This is a genomic window from Aeromonas dhakensis, assembly GCF_002285935.1.
Lineage (GTDB): Bacteria > Pseudomonadota > Gammaproteobacteria > Enterobacterales > Aeromonadaceae > Aeromonas > Aeromonas dhakensis.
The window spans coordinates 3,561,481-3,582,960 of sequence record NZ_CP023141.1; the positions used below are offsets into that span (position 1 = coordinate 3,561,481).

Annotated in this window: 23 protein-coding genes; 7 read left to right on the plus strand and 16 right to left on the minus strand. The window is 64.1% G+C overall.

Annotated elements, in window-relative coordinates:
• Positions 1-102: 102 nt before the first annotated feature.
• Positions 103-609 (plus strand): hypothetical protein, encoded by a 507-nt coding sequence (locus CK627_RS16520; protein ID WP_005300120.1) that lies wholly within the window; start codon positions 103-105, stop codon positions 607-609.
• Positions 610-681: 72 nt separating this feature from the next.
• On the opposite strand, the gene CK627_RS16525 is transcribed toward CK627_RS16520, so the two are convergent.
• A complete protein-coding gene (locus CK627_RS16525) occupies positions 682-2,391 on the minus strand; it encodes a glycoside hydrolase family 36 protein (RefSeq protein ID WP_095592906.1) in 1,710 nt (569 codons plus the stop codon).
• A 159-nt stretch (positions 2,392-2,550) separates the two neighbouring features.
• Between CK627_RS16525 and CK627_RS16530 the strand changes: the two genes are divergently transcribed.
• From CK627_RS16530 to cdd, 3 genes are all read left to right on the plus strand, one after another.
• A complete protein-coding gene (locus CK627_RS16530; RefSeq protein ID WP_017785392.1) occupies positions 2,551-2,907 on the plus strand; it encodes a CidA/LrgA family protein in 357 nt (118 codons plus the stop codon).
• Complete coding sequence (locus CK627_RS16535) at positions 2,904-3,590, plus strand: LrgB family protein (RefSeq protein WP_095592907.1); 687 nt, start codon at positions 2,904-2,906, stop codon at positions 3,588-3,590. The genes CK627_RS16530 and CK627_RS16535 overlap by 4 nt, the downstream gene beginning before the upstream one ends.
• A gap of 187 nt (positions 3,591-3,777) precedes the next feature.
• Positions 3,778-4,659 (plus strand): cytidine deaminase, encoded by an 882-nt coding sequence (cdd, locus tag CK627_RS16540; RefSeq protein ID WP_095592908.1) that lies wholly within the window; start codon positions 3,778-3,780, stop codon positions 4,657-4,659.
• A gap of 74 nt (positions 4,660-4,733) precedes the next feature.
• Here the strand turns inward: cdd and CK627_RS16545 are convergent, their stop codons facing one another.
• The 3 genes from CK627_RS16545 to CK627_RS16555 all read right to left on the minus strand — a co-directional run bounded on the left by CK627_RS16545 (position 4,734) and on the right by CK627_RS16555 (position 8,000).
• A complete protein-coding gene (locus tag CK627_RS16545; protein ID WP_010634196.1) occupies positions 4,734-6,398 on the minus strand; it encodes an AMP-binding protein in 1,665 nt (554 codons plus the stop codon).
• Positions 6,399-6,495: 97 nt separating this feature from the next.
• On the minus strand, positions 6,496-6,774 hold the full coding sequence (locus tag CK627_RS16550) for a YfcL family protein (protein ID WP_005300108.1): 279 nt from the start codon (positions 6,772-6,774) through the stop codon (positions 6,496-6,498).
• Positions 6,775-6,884: 110 nt separating this feature from the next.
• Positions 6,885-8,000 carry an ATP-NAD kinase family protein gene (locus tag CK627_RS16555; RefSeq protein ID WP_095592909.1) on the minus strand — a complete coding sequence of 372 codons (1,116 nt, stop codon included), beginning with the start codon at positions 7,998-8,000 and terminating at the stop codon, positions 6,885-6,887.
• A gap of 118 nt (positions 8,001-8,118) precedes the next feature.
• Here CK627_RS16555 and CK627_RS16560 point away from each other — a divergent pair, with 118 nt between their 5' ends.
• Positions 8,119-8,853, plus strand: a complete 735-nt coding sequence (locus tag CK627_RS16560; protein ID WP_010634198.1) for a TerC family protein — start codon at positions 8,119-8,121, stop codon at positions 8,851-8,853.
• 57 nt (positions 8,854-8,910) lie between these two features.
• Here the strand turns inward: CK627_RS16560 and yfiB are convergent, their stop codons facing one another.
• From yfiB to pspA, 12 genes are all read right to left on the minus strand, one after another.
• On the minus strand, positions 8,911-9,399 hold the full coding sequence (yfiB, locus tag CK627_RS16565; protein WP_005300102.1) for an outer membrane lipoprotein YfiB: 489 nt from the start codon (positions 9,397-9,399) through the stop codon (positions 8,911-8,913).
• Between the two features lie 2 nt (positions 9,400-9,401).
• Positions 9,402-10,670, minus strand: coding sequence for a diguanylate cyclase DgcN/YfiN (dgcN, locus tag CK627_RS16570; RefSeq protein WP_095592910.1), 1,269 nt, complete (start codon positions 10,668-10,670; stop codon positions 9,402-9,404).
• Positions 10,667-11,218: a regulatory sequestration protein YfiR gene (gene yfiR / locus CK627_RS16575; RefSeq protein WP_026141919.1), complete on the minus strand. Its 552-nt coding sequence runs from the start codon at positions 11,216-11,218 to the stop codon at positions 10,667-10,669. Before yfiR ends, dgcN begins: the two co-directional genes overlap by 4 nt.
• A 195-nt stretch (positions 11,219-11,413) precedes the next feature.
• The gene (gene tyrR, locus CK627_RS16580; protein ID WP_010634201.1) at positions 11,414-12,961 is read right to left on the minus strand and encodes a transcriptional regulator TyrR; all 1,548 of its coding nucleotides are present in this window, start codon (positions 12,959-12,961) and stop codon (positions 11,414-11,416) included.
• 169 nt (positions 12,962-13,130) lie between these two features.
• Positions 13,131-13,223 carry a 4a-hydroxytetrahydrobiopterin dehydratase gene (locus CK627_RS16585; protein ID WP_010634202.1) on the minus strand — a complete coding sequence of 31 codons (93 nt, stop codon included), beginning with the start codon at positions 13,221-13,223 and terminating at the stop codon, positions 13,131-13,133.
• Positions 13,224-13,251: 28 nt separating this feature from the next.
• Positions 13,252-13,590, minus strand: coding sequence for a 4a-hydroxytetrahydrobiopterin dehydratase (locus CK627_RS16590; protein WP_005300093.1), 339 nt, complete (start codon positions 13,588-13,590; stop codon positions 13,252-13,254).
• Between the two features lie 52 nt (positions 13,591-13,642).
• The gene (gene phhA / locus CK627_RS16595) at positions 13,643-14,437 is read right to left on the minus strand and encodes a phenylalanine 4-monooxygenase (RefSeq protein WP_095592911.1); all 795 of its coding nucleotides are present in this window, start codon (positions 14,435-14,437) and stop codon (positions 13,643-13,645) included.
• Positions 14,438-14,609: 172 nt separating this feature from the next.
• Complete coding sequence (locus CK627_RS16600) at positions 14,610-15,641, minus strand: YcjF family protein (RefSeq protein ID WP_010634204.1); 1,032 nt, start codon at positions 15,639-15,641, stop codon at positions 14,610-14,612.
• Positions 15,642-15,701: 60 nt separating this feature from the next.
• Positions 15,702-17,108 (minus strand): YcjX family GTP-binding protein, encoded by a 1,407-nt coding sequence (locus CK627_RS16605; RefSeq protein WP_095592912.1) that lies wholly within the window; start codon positions 17,106-17,108, stop codon positions 15,702-15,704.
• Between the two features lie 133 nt (positions 17,109-17,241).
• Positions 17,242-17,646: an envelope stress response membrane protein PspC gene (gene pspC / locus CK627_RS16610; protein WP_024941345.1), complete on the minus strand. Its 405-nt coding sequence runs from the start codon at positions 17,644-17,646 to the stop codon at positions 17,242-17,244.
• Positions 17,643-17,879 carry an envelope stress response membrane protein PspB gene (pspB, locus tag CK627_RS16615; RefSeq protein ID WP_005300084.1) on the minus strand — a complete coding sequence of 79 codons (237 nt, stop codon included), beginning with the start codon at positions 17,877-17,879 and terminating at the stop codon, positions 17,643-17,645. The genes pspC and pspB overlap by 4 nt, the downstream gene beginning before the upstream one ends.
• 3 nt (positions 17,880-17,882) lie before the next feature.
• A complete protein-coding gene (gene pspA, locus CK627_RS16620) occupies positions 17,883-18,563 on the minus strand; it encodes a phage shock protein PspA (RefSeq protein WP_005300077.1) in 681 nt (226 codons plus the stop codon).
• 196 nt (positions 18,564-18,759) lie between these two features.
• Here pspA and pspF point away from each other — a divergent pair, with 196 nt between their 5' ends.
• Positions 18,760-19,794 (plus strand): phage shock protein operon transcriptional activator, encoded by a 1,035-nt coding sequence (gene pspF, locus CK627_RS16625; RefSeq protein WP_054545045.1) that lies wholly within the window; start codon positions 18,760-18,762, stop codon positions 19,792-19,794.
• A 90-nt stretch (positions 19,795-19,884) separates the two neighbouring features.
• On the plus strand, positions 19,885-21,480 hold the full coding sequence (gene sapA, locus CK627_RS16630) for an ABC transporter substrate-binding protein SapA (RefSeq protein ID WP_017782738.1): 1,596 nt from the start codon (positions 19,885-19,887) through the stop codon (positions 21,478-21,480).

Consider the following 21,480-nt stretch of genomic DNA (forward strand, 5'->3'; position numbering starts at 1 on the left):
TAATGGGAAGGGGAGCAAAGACTCCTGATGTTTCAATTATTTGTGCGCTAACATTGCACTAACGGCCGGTTGGCCTATCGACCCTTGGGGATGCCTCATCTGATGCGTTCAGGATTATCCGGTTTTGGTTTGCTCATCTGCGCCCTGCTGCCATCGACCAGCATGGCGGGTGTGCGCTTTGATATCCCCGACTACCTGCTGCAGTTGCCGCAACAGACCTACGAGCTGATCGAGAGCAACTTCAGTCGCCTCTATCGGCAGACCGACTTCACCCCCCAGATCACCAACAGCTATTTCAACCGCTCCGATCTCTACAACTTCGTCGGCGTGCCGCTGGCCATCACTCCCCAGGCCGGTTTTCAGCTGGAGGTCTTCGGCCAGCTCTACAACCGCGCCTCCCAGAGCTATGTGCACATGAGCCAGGACATGTCGCTCTATCGGATGATCCGGGCCGACATGATGGGCAACACCAACGACGAGGTAGCCCTCGGCATGGGGCTCGGCATTCCGCTCACGGCGCAGCTCACCTTCAAGGCCCTGCTCTCCAGCAACGAGATCCCGGGCTATGGCGCCGCCAACTACGCCATCGGCTTCGAGTGGCGTTACTGACTCCGCTATAGCAGCTCCTTTCAGAATAAATTCAGGCTCCCACGGGAGCCTGAATCATGAGTGCCAGACCGCTCAGCGGTAGCGGATCACCCGCCCCTCGCCCCCCTGCAGGGTGAGCGCAGTACCGATTGCCGCCTCATCCCAGAAATCCTCGCCACCCGCCGGCAGCAAAAACTCCTGAGGCTGCGCCTCCCAGTTGAAAAGACAGAGCAGGGTACCGCCCTCGGGCAGGCTCACCTCGCCGCAGGCAAAGTCCATCGACTCGAAACGGGCGCAAGGGGCCCGCGCCGCGCAGAGCTCGAGCAGCTTGCGCAGCTGCGCCGCCTGTTCCTCGTCGAGATCTTGCAGCCTGTCCCCGGCCAGCATCATGCCGCCGCTTGCCACCAGCGCCGCCAGATGAAAGCAGTACTCGGCAGGGCTCGCCTGCTGGCTCGGCAGATCCCGCAGGCAGATGCAGTCGGGGTCGAGGGCCCAGAGCTTGTCATTTTGCCAGGCGCGGCAGAAGGCCTCGCGGGCGATCTGGCGATAACGCTGGCCGTGGCGCTCCACGTCATCGCTCACCCGCATGCCGTGCACCAGACCAAGGCTTGGCCAGATGGGCGCATTGCAACCGAGCAGGAAGGCCCCCTCGCCCGCCCCGCGCAGGATGGCGGCCATGCCGCGCCGGTAGGCCTCGACCCGGGTGGCAGCCGGGTCGTGGAAGCAACCGCCGTGGATGGCCCCCCAGAAGTTGGCATCGAGCTTGAAGTAGTGGATGCCCCACTGCTCGCGCAGGGTGCGGAACACCCGCTCGAGGTGAGCCTGCACCTCGGGGTGGGTGCCATCCAGCACGTACCAGGGGGTACAGCGCCAGCCGCCGTAGGTAACCCGCTCGGAGGGTAGCGGCAGCCCGTCCTCCCCCTTCACAAACCAGTCGGGGTGATCCTGAAACACCTGGGAGCCGGGCTCGGCGATAAAGGGGGCCACCCAGAGCGCCGGCTCGCAGCCAGCGTCTTTGATCTCGGCGGCCAGGGACGCCACCCCCTGCTCGAACTTGGCCGACGGGGTGAGCCAGTCGCCCATTTTGGCCTGATAACCGTCGTCAATCTGCACGTAGCGCAGGGCCGGGAAACGCTCGGCACGCACCTGCAGGTTCTCGCGAATGTCGGCGGCGCTCACGTCCGCATAGTAGTGGTACCAGGAGCACCAGCCGCTGGGACGCTCCCCGACCTGGCCGATCAGCGAGCCATGCTCGGCCTCGATCCGCTGCGCCAGTTCGGCCAGCAGCGCCTCCCGATCTTTTCCCTCGAGGCAGAGCAGCGCCTCGCTCTGCCAGAACTGGCCGGCCGGGAGCGCACGCCCCTCGCCGTTCATCAGGATCTGCAGCCGGCCATCGGGGTAGAGCCGAAACTCCCCGCCAAAGCGCTGGCAGCTGGCAAAGGCGAGCAGCAGCCAGCCCCTGTCGTGCTCCACCAGCAGCAGGTTGTGCACCGTGTGATAGCCCTGATCGTCGGTGATCCGATAGACGCCAGCATCGGGGCAGCGGCCGACCGGTTGCGGCGCTTGCCAGCTGCCCATGGTCTGGGCCAGCATCTGGAAGCCTTCGCCGTAGATGGCGCTAGCAGGCGAGAGGCCGAGCTTGCCGTCAAACAGCGTCCAGTGCCCGATCCGGGCCTCGCCGCTGCCGGTGTTGTCGAGCCGCACCCGGCACAGGGGGCCTTCCCACTGGCGGGTTTGCAGCAACGAAGGGGGGAGATGGTGGTCGTCCGCCAGCTGACGCAGGCGGGACAAGAGAGATGTCATGGCGACTCCTTGTGGTTCGAAAAGGGTTCTGTCTGAAAATCTTCAATGAAATCAGCCTCAAACGAACTAATTTCAGCTGTTATTGTTTTAATGCCGCGACCCTGTCTCTCTGGTAGACTGGCGTATTCCTTACTTCACCGTTACCAAGATGGGGCTCCTGTGATCGCGCAACGTGCCTTGCTGTACCTTCGTGACTTTCTGGTCATCGTCGCCTGCCTGCTGGCGGGCAAAGCCCTGGCAGCCATCCTGCCGTTCGCCTTTCCCGGCAGCATCATCGGCATGCTGCTGCTGTTCGTGCTGCTCTCCCTGCAACTGGTGAAACTGCACTGGGTCGAGCAGGGCGCCGGCCTGCTGCTGCGCCACATGGGGGTCTTGTTCGTGCCGGTGGCGGTCGGGCTGGTGGCCTGGCTGGAGCCGCTGCGCCAATCCTTCGGTCTCATCATGCTCTGTATCGTGCTCGGGATCGTGCTGATCCTCGGCACCGTCGGCCGTCTCTACCAGAGGATGAACAGATGATCTTCTGGCTGGCCATTCCCTTGACCCTGGCACTCTATTTCGCCACCCGGGCCCTCTATCGCAAGCTGCCCTGGCCCATCATCAACCCGGTGCTGGTACCCACCGCCGTCATCATCGGCCTGCTGCTCTGGCTCGATCTGCCGCTGGAACAGTACGAGAGCGGCACCCGCCCCATCACGGCGCTGCTGGAGCCGGCGGTGGTGGCGCTGGCGCTGCCCCTCTATCAGCAGGCCCGCCAGATCCAGGCTAGGCTCAAGCCCATCCTGATCTGTACCCTGAGCTCGGTCCTGATCTCGGTCTGCACTACCCTGGCGGTCGGTCATTTCATGGGGGCCGATCCGGCACTGCTGGCCTCGCTCGCCACCAAATCCATCACCACCCCGCTCGCCATGAGCGTCAGCCAGTCCCTCGGCGGCATTCCCGCCATCGCCGCCGCAGTGGTGGTGGTGGTCGGGATCGTCGGCGCCCTGGTCGGCTTCCCCCTGCTCAAACTGATGCGGGTCACCGACCCCGAAGCCCAGGGGCTGGCCATGGGCGCCTGCGCCCACGCCATCGGCACCGCCACCTCCGCCGAGCAGGGCATCACCCAGGGCGCCTTTGCCTCGCTGGCCATGGTGGTATGCGGCATCCTCACCGCCGCCGTGGCGCCCCTGCTGTTTGCCATTTACCACTGGTTGAGCTGAAGCGCACCCTTTTCCGCTGCGGCGGGCCTGCGGGCCCGCCGATGTGCGACCTGCCGCACAATTTGCACAAGACAAACGTTTCCATTAACATCCCCCTCCGTTTGCCCGTCAGGGCGTGAGCACGCTCACACATTTAGCCGAGCTTGCTCCCTACAATGGCCCCCCAATTGGCCTTTGAGGACACACTATGCATCCCCGTTTTGCCAAGCCACTCGATACCCTGTCCGCTCCGCTCAAGGCAGCTCTGCTGCCCATGCTGGGCGATGATTTCCAGGCCCGCTTCACCGCCAATCAGGTCGCCACTCTGAAAGCTGCTACCGGTCTTGACGATCGCGCCCTGCGCCTGGCCCTGCTGCCGCTGGCCGCCGCCTGCTCGGTCGCCCCCATCTCCAAGTTCTTCGTCGGTGCCATCGCCTGCGGCCTGAGCGGCAACTGGTATTTCGGCGCCAACATGGAGTTCGCCGGCCAGGGACTGTTCCACTCGGTGCATGCCGAGCAGTCCGCCATCTCCAACGCCTGGCTGGGCGGCGAGACCGGCATCTCCGAGATCACCGTCAACTACACCCCCTGCGGTCACTGCCGCCAGTTCATGAATGAGCTGAGCACCGCCAAGACCCTCAAGGTCTCCCTGCCGGACGACTTGAGCGCGCTGCAATCCTTCCTGCCCCACTCGTTCGGCCCGGCTGATCTGGACATCACGGACGCCCTGATGAGCCCGCAGTCCCACGACGAGCTCCAGCTTGAGAGCGAGGATCCGCTGTGGCAGGCCGCGCTGGCCGCTGCCCGCCAGAGCTACGCCCCCTACAGCCAGGGCTATGCCGCGGTAGCGCTGCAGTTCGCCGACGGGCGCATCTTCTGTGGCCGCTACGCCGAGAACGCCGCCTTCAACCCCAGCCTGCCGCCGATGCAGATGGCCTGCGCCCATGCGGTGCTGGGCGGCGAGGATCTCGCCAACATCCGCCGCGCCGTGCTGCTGGAGAGCAAGGATGGCCAGATCAGCCAGCAGGACTCCGCCCGCGCCACCCTCAAGGCGCTCGGTTCGGTCGAACTGGAGTATCAGGCGGTCTGATCGGCCATGGCCTGAAACAACAAGGGGAGCCAGTGGCTCCCCTTGTTGTTTTGTGGTGATCAGCTGATCCCCCGTCAGGACTCCCAGACGATGCTCTGGGAAGAGGACCAGGCGTCACCCAGGTTCGCGTACTTCTGCTCCAGCAGGTGGCGGCGGATCTTCATGGTGGGCGTCAGCACCCCGTTCTCGATGTTCCAGGGGCTCTTCACCACCAGGATGCCGCGAATCTTGGCATGGGACTCCAGCTGCTCGTTGACCCGGTTGCGGGCCGCCTCCAGCTGGGCATTGACCTGATTGCGATCCCCCTTCATGGCGTGTTCAGCCAGCTGTACCAGCGCCACCGGCTGCGGCATGCCGTAGCCGATCACGCACAGCTGCTCGATGATGGGCTCCTGGCCCAGCAGCCCTTCGATGGGCACCGGCGCCACATACTTGCCCTTGGCGGTCTTGAACACGTCCTTCATGCGGCCGGTGATGGTGAGGTAGCCCTCCCGATCCAGCTTGCCCATGTCGCCGGTGTGCAGCCAGCCTTCTTCATCGATGGCCTCGCGGCTGTGCTCGGGATCCTTGTAGTAGCCCAGCATCATGCCCTCGCAGCGACAGAGGATCTCCCCCTCGTCTGAGATCTTGATGTTGACCCCGATCCCCGCCTTGCCGACCGTGCCTATCTTGTCGGCCCTAAACGGGTAGTTGATGGTGGAGTAGGCGTGGTTTTCGGTCATGCCCCAGGCTTCGGTCACCTGAAGGCCGATGCTCAGGTACCACTCAAGCAGGGCCGGCGACACCGGCGCCGAGCCGCAGCCAAGCACCCGCGCCTGATCCAGCCCCAACCCCTTTTGCAGCTTGCGTTTGATGAGGCCCGAGACGAAGGGGATCTTGAGCAGCAGCGCCAGCTTCTGCTGGGGCAGCTTCTCGAGGATCTTGATACGGAACATGGCCCACAGCCGCGGCACCGAGATGAACACGGTGGGACGGCAGCGTTTGACGTCCTCGATGAAGGTATCGAGGGACTCGGGGAAGGCGATGGTGGCGCCGCCGTAGAGGCTGCCGCCGTAGATGTAAACCCGCTCTGTGATGTGGGCGAGCGGCAGATAGGAGAAACCGCGGTCGGACTGGGTCAGGCCCACGGTCTCCACCAGCTTCTCGCACGACCAGGCGTAACGTTCGACGCTCAGCATGGCCCCTTTCGGCTTGCCGGTGCTGCCGGAGGTGTAGACCAGGCTCAGCAGGGCGTCCGGCGCCTGCACCGGGCTGTCCGGGATCGGCTCGTGGCGATCCAGCAGTTCATCCCACTGGTGGGCCGCCGGCATGGTGTCATAGGGAAAGGCAATGCGCAGCAGATCGGCAGGCACCCCCGCCTCCTGGCTCTTCCAGTCATCGAGCTTGCCGACGAAAATGGCCTTGGCCTCGCTGTGGCGCAGCACGTATTCGATGGTGTCGACGTTGGCGGTGGGGTAGATGGGCACGCTCACGTACTGCCCCATCTGCATGGCGAGATCGGCGATGAACCACTGGGCGCAGTTCTTGGAAAGCAGTGCCACCTTGTCGCCGGCCACCAGCCCCAGTTGACGCAGTGCCGTCACCATGCGGCGGGCCTCGTCGGCCACTTCGCCCCAGGTGAAGTCCACGTATTCTCGGTTGATGGTTTGACGCAGATAGACTCTGTCAGGAGACTGCCGCTCCCAGTGATAGAGCATTTCGAGCGGCAGTTTATTGGCAATACGCGAGGAGGAAGCCATAGTTTAATCCCTGAAACAAAAGGCGAAACTTATTATTAACCTTTCACTAACCTCAGGGAAGAATAAACTTAAACTTCTGTTTGAACTGTGTAACCGATCAAGCTTCTGCCTGTTGTTGCAAACGAATCCACATCGCCTGCACCAGCTTCTCATCCTCTTCCGAGAGTTCACCCTGCAAAATGGCCTCGTTCAGGCTGCGCAGCACATAGCTCTTTACATCCCGCACCAGGGTCTTGCCTTCCAGCTCGGCCCGCGCCACCGCCAGCGAGATGTGGCCGCGCAGGTAGCCCCCGGCAAACAGCTCGTCATCGGTCGCCGTGGCCACCATGCTGTCTATCAGTCCCAACAACTTGTGCTCAAATTCATGAATCGTCATTTAACGCAGCCTCATTTTCCGGGATTGCCGGCAAAATAATTCGGGGGAGTGGAACCGCGATCCGGTTGATCGCGGCTCTCTGGCGCCAGGCCAGCCGCATCCTTGATGTCCTATTCCGGGTTGGCCACCGGGTAGATGACCTGATCCTTGTATCCCGTGGTGATCCGCAGATAACCACTTAACGACCGGTTCAGCGCCGGATCATCGGTATCCACCAGCAGCGGACGGCCAGCGAGGGCTGCCAGCTTGGCTTTGGTGGCCAGGACCTGGATCTGGTCCCGCCCGACGGCCCGGATCACCTCTGGACTCAGTTGCTGATTTCCGCGCCCGAACAGATGTCCCTGACCGCCGATCAGGGTGATGATCAGCCGGCAGCGACGACCGCGGATCCGGGTCAGGATCTCGGCGGCGCAGAGATCCTGCCCGATAAGCTGGCCATTTTCCACCAGATCCACACCGAGCAGGGTATTTTCCAGACCCAGCTCCGCCATGCAGGCCGCCACCGTGCTGCCGGAGCCCATCAGATAGAGGGTATCGGGCTCCATCTGCTCGACCACACCGGCGGCGATGTCCGCCAGCACCAGCTCTTCGGACTCCCGTCCCCCCTGCTTGACCGCCTGCACGTAGCGCAGATCGCCGGGCACCTGCAGCTGGCCATAGTGGCGGGCGCGCACCTTGCCGGCGCGAAACGCCTCCTCGTCGATGTCCATCACCTCGGCATCTACCAGGCTCAGCAGTTCGCCTGCGATCATTCTGGCCGCCACCCGGCCGCTGGCGGCGGGGGTCACCCCGTACACCCCGGAGTGGATCTTGCAGCCAGCCGGAATGCCCAGCACATGGCACGACTCCCCCACCGCCGCACAGATGTCCCGCGCCGTGCCGTCACCGCCGGCAAACAGCAGCAGATCGACGCCGGCCTTGCGCAGCGCCAGCGCCGCCGCGCGGGTATCGGCCGCCGTGGTGGGCACAGTGGCGGGCTGGTAGACGATGCGACAGGGCAGACCGAGCTCGCTGGCAAGCCCGGCTCCCATCTCCCCCGCCACCGTCAGCAGCTCGAAGCGCTCCGCCAGTTCACACAGTGGCAGCAGCGCCTGACGAGCCCGCTCGCAAGCCTTGGGCACGGCGCCACGGGCCAGCGCCTCGGCCACCATGCCGTCACTGCCCTTGAGACCGACCGCGCCACCGATGCCGGCGACCGGATTGATGATGAGTCCTAAACGAAACATATGTCCCTCCCGTTGGATGGTCGCCATTTTTATCTTTTCCAGCCACTGGGACAAGCCATAACCCCCTGCTAGAATGCGCGGTTTCAACCCTCAACCAAAGTTCAACCAAGGTTTCATCATGCTGGAATGGGTTCTGGACCCCTCTGCCTGGGTCGCGCTCGCCACCCTGACCCTGCTCGAGATCGTGCTCGGCATCGACAACATCATCTTCATCTCCATTCTGGTCGGCCGTCTGCCGGAAGCCCAGCGCCAGAAGGCGCGGATCCTGGGGCTGGCGCTCGCCATGGGCACCCGCATCCTGCTGCTGCTATCGCTCGCCTGGGTGATGCGCCTCACCGAGCCGCTGTTCACCGTGCTGGGCGAAGCCATCTCGGGCCGCGATCTCATCCTGTTGCTGGGGGGCCTGTTCCTCATCGGCAAGAGTGCCCATGAGATCCACGCTACCCTGGAGGGGGCCGCCGAACCCGAGAGCGTGAGCACGGCCGCCTCCGGCTTCATCAGCACCCTGATCCAGATCGCCATCCTCGACATCGTCTTCAGCCTGGACTCGGTCATCACGGCGGTGGGCATGGCGGATCACGTGCCGGTCATGGTGCTGGCCATCATGATCGCCGTCTTCATCATGATGTTCGCCGCCAAGGCCATCGGCGACTTCGTCGACAACCACCCCACCATCAAGATGCTGGCCCTCTCCTTCCTCACCCTGGTGGGCTTTGCGCTGATGGCCGAGGGGATGGACCTGCACATTCCGAAGGGCTACATCTACTTCGCCATGGCCTTCTCGCTGACGGTGGAGATGATCAACATCCGCCTGCGCAGTCACCACGACCGCGAGAAGTTCAAGCAGCAATAACGGCGAGCCACAAAAAAGAGCGCCTGATGGCGCTCTTTTTGTATCTACACAACCGTGTCATTCATTGCTGATGACAATCGCCACGCGGCGGTTCTCGGCCCGACCGGCAGCCGTCTTGTTGTCGGCTATCGGATCGCGCTCGCCACGGCCCCGGATGTCCAGGTTGGCCTGCGGCATGCCGACCGAAACCAGCACGTCGGCCACCGACTGCGCCCGCTTGTAGGAGAGCTGATCGTTATAGTCCGCCGCCCCGTTGGAGTCGGTATGACCATCGATCCGCGCCCGGTTCAAGCCCACTTCCAGCAGCGTCGTCCCCAGTTTTTCCACCACGACGCGCGTCTTGGGGGTCAGGGCATCCGCGTTGTTGGCAAACAGCACACGGTTGGAGAAGTCCAGAGTCCAACCCTCGTCGGTCAGGCGAAAGCCTTGCTCCTTGAGTACGGCGATCTGCTCTGCCGTGAGGCCGTGGGGAGCACTCTGGCAACCCATCAGCACGCTCAGCAGTAGACCGATCAAGCCGGTTTTCATCAGGACATGGATCTTCATTGTTATTTTTCCTCAGCAGAGACATCAAATTCCAGCTGATCATGGAGTGCAAGCTCCCGACGCAGCCGTTTGGCTTGGTACATGGCATGGTCCGCCTGCTGCAGCAGATCGGCGGCACTCTGCCCCTGATCCGGATACAGCGCGACGCCAATGCTGACGGCCGCCACCAGCTGGCTGCCGTCCCCCAGTACCACGGGGTCCGCCATGGCCTGCTGGATGCGGGCAACCACATCCTCCGCCTCCTCCACCAGGGAGAGGGGGGTGAGCAGGATGGCAAACTCGTCGCCCCCCAGACGGCATACCAGATCCATCGGCCGCAGCTGATGTTGTACCCGTCTGGCCAGCGCGATCAGCACGTCATCCCCGGCGGCATGGCCCAGGGTGTCGTTGATCTGCTTGAAGCGATCACAATCGAGGTAGAGCAGCGCGAAGCGCTCGTCATGCAGCCGGCCCGTGGTGACCGCCTGATCCAGACGAGCCTCAAACAGAGCACGATTGGGCAAGCCGGTCAAGGCATCGTGGGTGGCCTGGTGCAGCAGGCTGGCATTCTCCCGCCGCTGGTGGGCCTGCCAGGCCTCCAGTTCGTCGAGCAGGGAGTTGAAATCCTGACCGAGCTCGTGCAGCTCGGCGATGTTGGCCTCCGGCACCCGCATGGCGAGGATCCGCTGGCGACTCACGCTGTGGGCCACCTGGGCCAGCTCCTTGAGTGGCGCCGTGAGGGAGTGTTGCATCCGGTGCGCCACATAGAGGGCCCCCAGAGTGCTGAGCACCAGGCAGAGCAGCATGGCCAGCAGGGTTTGCAGCAGGAACAACAGCAGATACTGGCCGTGCCCCACCAGGTGGATGTGAGCGATCTCCATGCCCCCCCGCATCATGGGCTGATCCACCGGCCCCGGCAGGATGATCCGCGCCAGATACTGCTCAAGGCCGGACCAGGGGGTACTCATGGCCCGGCTCCAGCTCGCCAGCAGCTGGCCGCTCGGCAGATAGATGCTGGCCTGCGCCACGTCTTCGTGCGTGAGGATGGCCTCCAGCGCCTCCCGGGCCGCCTCCTCGTCGTGGAACACCACGGCCGCTTCGCTGGTATAACCGATGGCGCGGGCGACCAGCTCCAGATTGTGATCCGCATAGAGCCGCAGCGCCAGCAGGGCGATGCCGGTCAGCAGCAGACCGGCCATGCAGACCGCCGTCAGGGACGTCACCAGGTGGGTGCGTCCCAGACTCTGTCGCAAGGTGAGGCGCTGGGAGGGAGGGCGGAACAGACCTATCATGACCCCCCCTCATCGGCCTTGGCCAGTTTGAGCACCGCCGGATGCACCCGCACTCCGCTCCTGGCCAGGGCATCCAGATTGACCCTGAACCGGATCCGCTCCTTGCCGATCTGCAGGCAGAAGACGGCGTCGGCCACGCACTCGGAGCTGGACTCGCTGATGCTGAGGATGGGGTAGCCACGCAGCCGCTCGAACAGCGGCAAGCGCCGCTCGGAGGAGAGCACCCCCAGATAGAGCACGTCGCACTGGGGGCCGATCGCCTCGTCATCGATCTCGTAGCGATGGACGCTGACCGGCCGGCCGTTGGCCTGCTGCTTGATGGAAAAGAGTGCGGTGGCGTACTCCGTCGGCGCCGCCACGCACAGGCGCAGCTCGCTGGGTTCATTCGGCCAGCGGGTATAGCTGAGAATGTCGAGCACGGTCTGGCGTACCTGCTCGGACCGCAGCTCGGCCGCGGTGAGCGGGGGCGACTCGCCGGAGAGGGCCAGCGAGCAAAACAGGGGCGCCAGCCAGACCAGGATCCTGAACAGTGAAAAAGTGTGCATCATGCCTGCGCTTACACCCGCCTCAGCAACCACACAGGGCACAGGCCCGAAGGGGGTGAGCCGGCAGGAGATAGTATGGAACTTGTCAGCAGCATGACAAGGCGCAGCCCGCAGAGCAAGGGGCTGACCGGACTGGCGTCACAATAATGAAGAGGGCCCACCCCGGCGTGAGCCCTGCGATAAGTTACATTCATGGGGTTACTTCTTGCTGATCCCGTATTCCCGCAGTTTGTTGGCGATGGCGGTGTGCGACACCCCCAGCCGTTTGGCCAGCTGACGGGTGGAGGGGAACGCCGGGTAGAGCCGCTCCAGCAGCCTGCTCTCGAAGCGTTTCACCGCCTCGTCCAGCCCCCCTTCGAACCACTCGTCGATGAGCGGCATGGCATCGGCCGCCACCGGCAAGTCCACGTGCTCAGGGCCGATCTCGTCCCCTTCCAGCAAGGTCATGGCGCGATAGAGGCAGTTGCGCAGCTGGCGCACGTTGCCGGGCCAGCGATAGGCGGTCAGGTACTCGGCCATGTTGCGGGTAAAGCGCGGGCGCGGACGCTGCAGTTCGCTGGCAAAACGGGAGACGAACTGCTGGGCCAGCGCCATGATGTCCGCCTTGCGCTCACGCAGCGGCGGCAGCGCCAGACTCAGCACGTTGAGGCGGTAGTAGAGATCTTCCCGGAACTTGCCCTCGTGCACCAGATCCAGCAGCTGCTTCTGGGTAGTGCAGATGAAGCGCACATTGACCTTCACCTCCTGCTCGTCGCCGACCCGGCGGAACACACCGTCCTGCAGCACCCGCAGGAACTTGGTCTGCAGATGGGGCGACATGTCGCCGATTTCGTCCAGCATCAGGGTGCCACCGCTCGCCAGCTCCAGTACCCCGCGCTTGCCCTCAGTGTTGTTGCCAAAGGCGCCGGGGGCGTAACCGAACAGCTCGCTCTCGGCCACGTTGTCCGGCATGGCCGCGCAGTTGAGCGCCATGAAGGGATGGCTGGAGCGCAGACTGGCACCGTGGCAGGCGCGGGCCAGCAACTCCTTGCCGGTGCCGGTCTCGCCGACGATCAGCAGCGGCGCATCCTGCATCGCCAGCTTGCTCGCCTGGGCCAGCACCTGTTTCATCTTCTGGCTCTCGGCCTGCAGGTGCTCAAAGCCCCCCACTTCCACCGCGTGGAGCGCGCTGAAGTGCATGCCGACCCGGCGGGCGGACTTGAGCACCACCACGGCGCCAGCCAGGGCCTGCTTGCCCTTCTCCTCGGCCACGAACAGCGGCATCAGATCCGCCAGATACTCCTCGCCGCCGATGCTGAGCTTGCAGGTCTGCGGGCGGATCTCGCTCGCCTCCAGCCAGCGGCTGAAGGAGAAGCCCTTGACCAGGGAGCCGAGCGCCGCGCCGCGCACCTCCTCCACCGGCAGGGCCAGAGTGGTGAGGGCGGACTGGTTGGCCTGGGTCACCTTGCCCTTGGCATCGAGGGAGAAGACCAGATCCGGTAGCGCCTTGAGCAGCGCCTCAATCTCATGGTGCTCCCGCTCGGAGGGCATGTAGGGGATGGTCTTGACGTCATAGACGCCGGGAATGCGGCGGATCTCCGGCATCAGGTGCTGGAAATCACGAAACTCCAGCTCGGGAAAGTTGAGATAGATGATGCCTGAGGTATCGATTTCGATGCCGCGCAGATCGATGTTGTGCTCCACCAGGCGGTCGAGCAGTTCCCGGGTCAGGCCCAGGCGGTCTTCACAGCTGACTTCAAGACGCATTCGGGACACACTTCCTAGCTAACTCTATGAATGACCGGATAATACAGACTCGATCCCGCCAGTGCGAGCGCCAGCCCATAAAAATGCGGGCCCGCCCCGTTTTCACCGGGCAGGCCCGCGTCATCTACAGGCGTTTATTTGAGCGACTTGTCGATTAGTAATGGCCTCTTCACTTCAGCAGCTCATCCGTGCGCGCCGCCATGATGAAGTCGTTGCGGTGCAAGCCGCCTATCTTGTGGGTCCACCAGCTGGCGGTCACCATCTCGCCCACTCGGTGAGTGAGGGCGTCTTCACTTCAGCAGCTCATCCGTACGCGCCGCCATGATGAAGTCGTTGCGGTGCAAGCCGCCAATTTTGTGGGTCCACCAGCTGACGGTTACCTTGCCCCATTCGGTGAGGATGGCCGGATGATGAAACTCCGCCTCCGCCAGTTCACCCAGCCGGTTGGTGAAGGCGAGCGCCTCCTTGAAGTTGCGGAAGGTGAATTCGCGCCGCAGCTGCAGCTCACCTTTTACCACCAGCGGCTGCCAGTCGGGGATGAGGCGCATCAGTTCGCTCAGCTCCTGCTCGCTCACCTTGGGGGCATCGGCGCGGCACGCTTCACACTGCTGGCTGGCCAGTTCGGACATGGGACTCTCCTTGTGTATCGATGAAAAGGGGTGATCAACACCGGCGGACGGCTCAGCTCGCCTGCTTGCCGCCGGCCGGTGCAAAACGGGGTGGACGCAGCCCCATGCGGCGCGCCTCGGCCACCATGGCCATGATGTCCTGCTCCGCCAGACGATAGAGCTCATCAAGCTCGGGCAGCACGAAATAGGTGGGCTGCATGATGTCGATGCGATACGGGGTGCGCAGCACCTCGATGGGATCAAAGGGTTGCAGCACAGGTTGGCTGCCGAGGGCATAGGCGGTCTCGCCGATGGAGGAGAGAATGCCGCCACCGTAGATGCGAAGCCCCTCCGCCGTGGCCAGCAGGCCAAACTCCACCGTGAACCAGTAGAGCCGCGCCAGAAAGACCCGATCCTCCTTGCCAGCCCGCTGGCCGAGCTGGCCATAGACATGGGTGAAGTGGGCGAAGGCGGGGTTGGTCAGCATGGCGCAATGGCCGAAGATCTCGTGAAAGATGTCGGGCTCCTGCAGGTAATCGAGCTCGTCCCGGCGGCGAATAAAGGTGGCCACCGGAAACTGGCGGTTGGCCAGCAGGGCAAAGAAGCGGTCAAAGGAGATGAGCGCCGGCACCGCCGCCACCGACCAGCCGGTGGCCGGTTGCAGCACGGCGTTGATCTGGGCCAGCTGGGGGATCCGATCCCGGGGCAGGTCGAGCCGCGCCAGCCCGGCCTGGTACTCGTCACAGGCCTTGCCCTCAAGCGCCGCCAACTGGCGTGCGATCAGGATCTGCCAGGTGCCGTGCTCCTCGTCCGAGTAGTGGATCCTGCCCGATTCGTCCGGCTGGTGGGCGGTGTAGAGACTTGCCATGGGTGACTCCATCCTCTGGGTTGCAACCCGCCATCCGGGCGGTGTGGCGCCATTGCGCGATGGGATCACTGTAACGGTTTGCCCCCCAAAAAAGCAGCCGACCCTGGGGTCGGCTGTCGCGGACAATTGTAAATAATTTGTGACAACCACAATCGAGCCCCTGGCCTGGTGCTCACCCCTTGTTGAGGTAGCCCGCCAGCTGACCGATCAGCCGCTTGCGCAGCTCGCCGAGCCTGGGTTTCTCGTCCGCACACCAGGGCAGCGGGCGGCACGCCTCTATGGTGCGCAGGCCGAGCCGGGCGGTGAGCAGCCCGGCCCCCACCCCTTGCGCGGCGCGGGCGGAGAGCTTGGCGGTGAGCTCGGCCCCCAGCAAATCCATCCCCACCTCGGTCACCAGCTCGGTGGCACCGGCGTAGAGCATGTTGCGAAATACCTGACGGATGAGGCGAATGCGGCTCCAGTAGCCGAGCTCGATGGCGTAGACATCGGCGATGTCCTCGATCATCCGCAGGTTGCGCCACAGCATCAGCATCATGTCGACGGTGGCGAGCGGGCTCAGGGCCACCAGCACGGCGGCCTCCCCCGACCATTTGGCCACCCGCGCCTGGGCCAGCTTGTCGCGCTCACCGAGCACCAGCTGGCTGTAGAGGGTCAACACCTCCCGATCGTTGTGGCTCTCGTCGAGCTGGGCCAGCCAGGTTTGATATCCCTCGCGCCCCTTGTCGCCGCTGCGCTCGGCCAGCCCTTCGCAAAACCCCTGCCCCTGACCGACCCCCTGATGGGCCAGCAGATCCTCGGCCCGCGAGCGCACATCCTGGCGCCGCTTGAGGGTGCGCAGGCGCAGCCATTCGCGCCCCACCACCCCGGCGGTGCCCGCCGCCACCAGTGCCGAGGCCGCCAACCAGGCACCACCCCAGAGCGGGGTGGTGAGAAACTGCTCGTAGAGAAAGGCGCCGTACTGGCCCAGAGAGAGCAGGCCGACCGCTCCCAGCCCCCAGGCCAGCAGCCGATGACGGCGGCGCGGCTTGATGACGAGGGCACTCTCCACCTCGGTGAGCTCTTCCAGCTCATCGAGGCGCTCGAAGCTCGCCTCCTCCAGTCGCTGGGCGGGTGCCGGCGCTCGCTGGTCGTCAGCTGTCGTCAAGGTGGGCTCCAGGATCACCTTGCCCTGCAGCGGCGGCTGCGCTTTTGTCTGATCGTTCATCGCTTCTCCTGAAAACCGTCTTCTGGGTGCGGCGACGGAAACAACCCCGGCCGCACACCCTTATTCGAGGTGATCCCCGAGCAGAAACTCCAGCGCCGCATCGAGCCGGATATGGGGCAGCGCCTGATGGGCGCTCATGGGCAGCGGGCGAAAAGCCTGAAAATCAAAGCCCTGATTGTTCCACCACTGCGCAGGCGGGATATGGGATGGCACCTCACCCGGAAACAGCAACAGCGGCTCACCCGAGAGGCTGGTGCCACGGATGGCGGGGAACTCGCGGCCATCGGCCATCCCCTTGCCCATCTCGGTCGCCTTGATGGCGGCCAGCGCCAGACACTCGGTGGCAATCCCCTCAAAACGGGCCTGGCCACGGCCGCTGCGCACCAGATGCTGCAGCAGGGAGACCATGGGAGCGTGCTGCTCGGGGGTGACGTGATCGGCCTTGCTCGCCACGAACAGCAGCTTGTCGATGCGCGGTGAGAAGAGCCGCCGCCACCAGTTGCTCTTGCCGTAGGCAAAGCTCTCCATGATGCGGGCGATGGCCTGCTGCATGTCGCCAAAGCTGGCAGCCCCGGCGTTGAGGGGCTGCAGGCAATCCACCAGCACGATCTGGCGATCGAAACCGGCGAAGTGCTGCTCATAAAAACCCTGCACCAGATGCTGCTTGTACTGCTCGAAGCGCTGCTTGAGGGTGGCGTAGAGGGTCCCCTCGGCGGGCTCGCCGGCAGGCTTCTCCCACACCCAGGGCACGAACTGCAGCATGGGGGCGCCGGCATACTCCCCCGGCAGCACGAAGCGACCGGGCTGGATCAGGTGCAGCCCCAGCTCACGCTTGCAGGCGTGCAGGTAATCGGTGTAGCGCTCGGCGAGCTGGGCCACCGGCCGCTCCTCGAAGCCCTGCTCCGCCTGCCATGCGGGTGCCAGCCAGCCGGCGGCCAGGGTCTGCAGCTCGGGGCGGCGCAGCTGCTCGCGCACCTGCTCGCTCCACTGCTCGTAGCTCATCTCCAGCAGCGGTAAGTCGAGCAGCCACTCCCCGGGGTAGTCCACCAGATCCACGTAGAGGGTAGAGATCTCCCCCAAGTGTTTGCGCAGCGGATGACGGGTGCGATAGCGAATTTCGAGGCGTACCTCGGCCACCCCGCGGGTCGGCTCGGGCCAGGCCGGCGGATCGCCAAACAGAGAGTCGAGGCCACGCTCGTAGGGGAAGGTGGGAATGTGGGCATTTTGCTGGGGTACCCGGCGAGCGCCGAGGATGCGCCCCTGGCGCAGGGCATCCCACAGGGGCAGCCGGCCATCGATGGCCGCGTGTTCCAGCTGGTTGACCAGCGCCGTGATGAAGGCGGTCTTGCCGCTGCGAGAGAGGCCGGTGACCGCCAGCCGGATGTGGCGATCCCGGACCCGGTTCACCACGTCGCTTGCCTTGTGCTGCAGGCGATTGAATTGCTGTTCCAGTTTATTGAGTATCAAGGCTTGTTCTGTTCTCCCGTAGCTGCCCGGCGAAGCGGGTGGCAGGCAGCACCACCCTCGTCATGATCCCCGCCCGCCTCCCCTGTCATCAGAGGCAAATCCAGGCCGGCGGGACCATCGTACCGCTCAGGCTTTACAAGTTGCGAAACTCCCGCTGCAGGGTGAACTCCTTGGAGGTCACCAGCTTCTCGATGCGCTGCACCCTGGGCTCCAGCGCATCCAGCTCCTGGCCGATGCGGGCAAGGGCCTGATGAGGCGTGACACCTGCCTGCCAGCTGCGAGCCTTCATCCGCACCTCGGCAAAGTCGGCATCCTCTTGGGCGTAGAGGGTGACCGGCTTCTTGTCGAGCAGAAACCAGGCGGCGACGTAGGCGGTGAAGGTGATGAAACCGGCGAAGATGAGGCCGCTGATGGCCAGCAGCCGCACGATCCAGGTCTCCACCCCGAAGTACTCTGCCAGACCGGCACAGACCCCGGCTATCTTGCCGCGCTGTGGATCCCGGTACAGATTGCGACCTTCACGACTGATGCTGCTCATACCTTGTTCCTCCAACCCGGGACTTCCGCATCCAGAATCGACTCCAGGGCGCCGACCCGCTCCTGCATCTTCTCGGCACGCACCAGCAGGCCCTGCAGCTGTTCACGCTCGCCATCGGCAAGACCGGCGCCAATGCGCCCCTTGGCGCGGTAGTGCAGCACCAGCCAGATGGGGGCCACCACTACCATGAAGACCACCATGGGAACCATCAACACACCCAGCAGATCTTCCATCTGTTACTCTCCCTGTTTCGGCGTGGTGTCGCTCTGGCCCAGTTTCTGGCGCATGGCTTCCAGCTCTTTGCTTATCTGATCGTCGGCTTCCAGCTCGGCAAACTGCTGGGCCAGCGCCTTGTCGGACTGCCCCAGATCGGCACGGGCCTCCATCTCGTCGATGCGGCGCTCCATGCGTTCGAACTTGCTCACCACCGCCTGGCTGTCGCCACGGGCAACCTGGCTCTGCACGTTGAGACGGCTGCTGGCCGCTTCGGTGCGAATGGCCATCGCCTTCTGGCGGGCACGGGCATCTTCCAGCTTGGCTTCCAGCTGACGGATCTCCTCCCCCAGCTTCTCGATGCCGCTGTCCACCGCCTGCTGCTCACGCAACAGGGAGTCGGCCAGCTCGGCCTGCTTCTTCTTCTCGATGAGCGCGGCACGGGCCAGATCTTCCCGCTCCTTGCTCAGGGCCAGCTCGGCCTTGCCCTGCCACTCGGCGACCCGCTCCTGATGGCGGGCGACCTGGCGGCCGATCTCTTTCTGGTTGGCGAGGAAGCGGGCCAGGTTGGAGCGCTCCTTCACCAATTCGTCTTCCATCTCCTGGATGATCAGGCGCACCATCTTCTGGGGATCTTCTGCTTTGTCGAGCAGGGCCGTCAGGTTGGAATTGATGATGTCGGCCAGGCGGGAAAAAATACTCATGATTGTACTCCTGTGGTTGGCATACGTTGTTTCTCCATTGACAATGGCAACTTGTGTGCCAATCTGGAACAGAATTTAACTTGTTGATTTATATGGGGCTGCTCGATCGCATTTCAAGAGGCGCCACACAAGTAATGATTAGAATCACCAACTTTTGGTAAGATTGACCAGCTTTCACCGACTCACGGGGATGACTATGACCACGGCCACGGAAAGCCTGTTGGGGGAATCCAACGCATTTCTCGAGATCATTGAGCAGGCCTCCCGCCTGGCGCCGCTGCGCAAGCCCGTGCTGATCATCGGCGAACGGGGTACCGGCAAGGAGCTGATCGCCCACCGCCTACATTATCTCTCGGCGCGCTGGGATCAAAGCTTTGTCACCGTCAACTGCGCCACCCTGAGCGAGAGCCTGCTGGAGACCGAGTTGTTCGGCCACGAGGCGGGCTCCTTCACCGGCGCCGCCAAGCGTCACCAGGGTCGCTTCGAGCGGGCCGATGGCGGCACCCTCTTCCTTGACGAGCTGGCCACCACCAGCGCCCGGGTGCAGGAAAAACTGCTGCGGGTCATCGAGTACGGCGAGTTCGAACGGGTGGGTGGCGCCAAGGCGCTCAAGGTGGATGTGCGGCTGGTGTGCGCCACCAACGAGGATCTGCCGGCGCTGGCCGACAAGGGGCAATTTCGCCACGATCTGCTCGACCGGCTCGCCTTCGACGTCATCACCCTGCCCCCTCTGCGGGAGCGGCGCGACGATATTCTGATGCTGGCGGAGCACTTCGCCCACGGCATGACCAGGGAGCTCGGCTATCCGCTGTTTGCCGGCTTCTCGCGCAAGGCGACCCAGCTGCTGCTGGACTACCCCTGGCCAGGCAACGTGCGGGAGCTGAAAAACGTGGTGGAGCGCAGCATCTACCGCCAGGGCAACCCCCAGTTGCCGCTGGCCGAGCTGGTGCTCAACCCGTTCGATTCCCCCTGGCGGCCCTTGGCTCGCACCGACACCGCCGTGGCGCTGCCGAGCGAGGCGCAACCGGCGCCCCTTGCGGCCGCTGCCGCCCTGCCGCTGGACCTCAAACAGGCGGTGGCGGGCTACGAGATTAATTTACTCAAGCAAGCACTGCAGCAATCCCAGTATAATCAGCGCAAAGCCGCCCAACTGCTGGCCCTGAGCTATCACCAGTTCCGCGGTATGCTGCGCAAATACCAGCTGCTGGACAGTGACAACGATGCGGATTAATAACCCGGGCAGCCCGTGCCAGAGCGGCTTCCACCCCTTGCCGGCCCCATCGCCGGCAACTTCGTATAAAAACATGGTTCGACAATGAGAATGCTCAAACCCCTGCTGCTTGGTGTGCTGGTGCTGCTCACCGGTTGTCACAAACAGGATGACGCGTCCAGAACGGGACTCATCTATTGTGCGGAAGGCTCGCCCCAGACCTTCAATCCCCAGGTCTCCAACTCGGGGGTGACCCTGGATGCCAGCTCGCGCCCCCTTTATGACCGCCTGCTGGAGGTGAACCCCAACACCCTGGCGCTCGAAGGCGGGCTCGCCACCCGCTGGCAGGTGAGCGAGGATGGCCTCTCCTATACCCTGACCCTGCGCCAGGGGGTGACCTTTCACCACACGCCCTGGTTCAACCCCTCCCGCCCCCTCAACGCCGACGACGTGGTGTTCACCTGGCAGCGGCTGCTCAACAAGCTGCACCCCTATCACGAGGTGTCCGGCGGCGAGTACCCCTACTTCTACAGCCTGGGGCTGGATCAGCTGATCAAACGGGTCTACCGGAAGGGAGCCGATAAAGTCGTGTTCGAGCTCAACCGGCCGGATGCCTCCTTCCTTGCCACCCTGGCCAGCGACTACGCCATCGTGCTCTCCGCCGAGTATGCCGAGCAGTTGCAAAAGGCCGGCACCCCGGGGCTCATCGACAGCCGCCCGGTGGGCACAGGGCCGTTCAGCTTCAAGGAGTATCGCCACAACGAATACGTGCGCTACCTGCGTCACCCCGGTTACTGGGGCGGCGAGGCCAAGATTGAACAGCTCATCTACGACATCACTCCCAAATCCTCCAAGCGGCTGGCCAAGCTGCTGACCGGCGAGTGCGATGTGATGAGCACCCCCTCCGCCAGCCAGCTGTCGGTGATCGACAAGGATCCTGACCTCAGCCTGGCGGTACAGTCCGGCATGAACGTCGCCTTCCTCGCCCTCAACACCCGCAAGGCACCGTTCAACAAGGTGCAAGTGCGCCAGGCCATCGCCAGCGCCATCAACATCGACAACCTGCTGCAGGCGGTCTATTTCGAGACGGGTCAGCCCGCCAACAGCCTGCTGCCGCCGCTCTCCTGGGGTTACAACCCCTCCCTGCCGATGCGCCAGCCGGATCTCAAGCGGGCGCGCCAACTGCTCAAGGAGGCGGGACTGGCGCAAGGCTTCGAGATGCAGGTGCTGGTGCAGCCGGGCTCGCGCGCCTACAACCCGGATGCCCTCAAGACTGCCCAGCTGATGCGAAGCGATCTGGCCAAGATCGGCATCAAGCTCAAAATCGTGCAACAGGAGTGGCCGGTCATCGAGGCCCGCCTCGCCCAGGGTCAGTACGACAGTCTGCTCAGCGGCTGGATTGCCGACAACGCCGACCCGGACAACTTCTTTCGCCAGCTGCTGAGCTGCGCCGCCGTCGAGCGCGGCAACAACTACAGCCGCTGGTGCAGCCCGGCGTTTGATCAGCTGCTGGACGACGCGGTGACCACGCCCCAGCTGGCGTTCCGGCTGCGCAACTACTATTACGCCCAGACCCTGCTCAACGAACAGATGCCGCTCATTCCGCTGGCCCATGCCCTGCGTACCCAGGTCAGCCGCAGCGACATCGAGGGGCTCTCCCTGATGCCCTTTGGCGGCACCGTCTTCAACCAGGCCTATCGGGAGTAA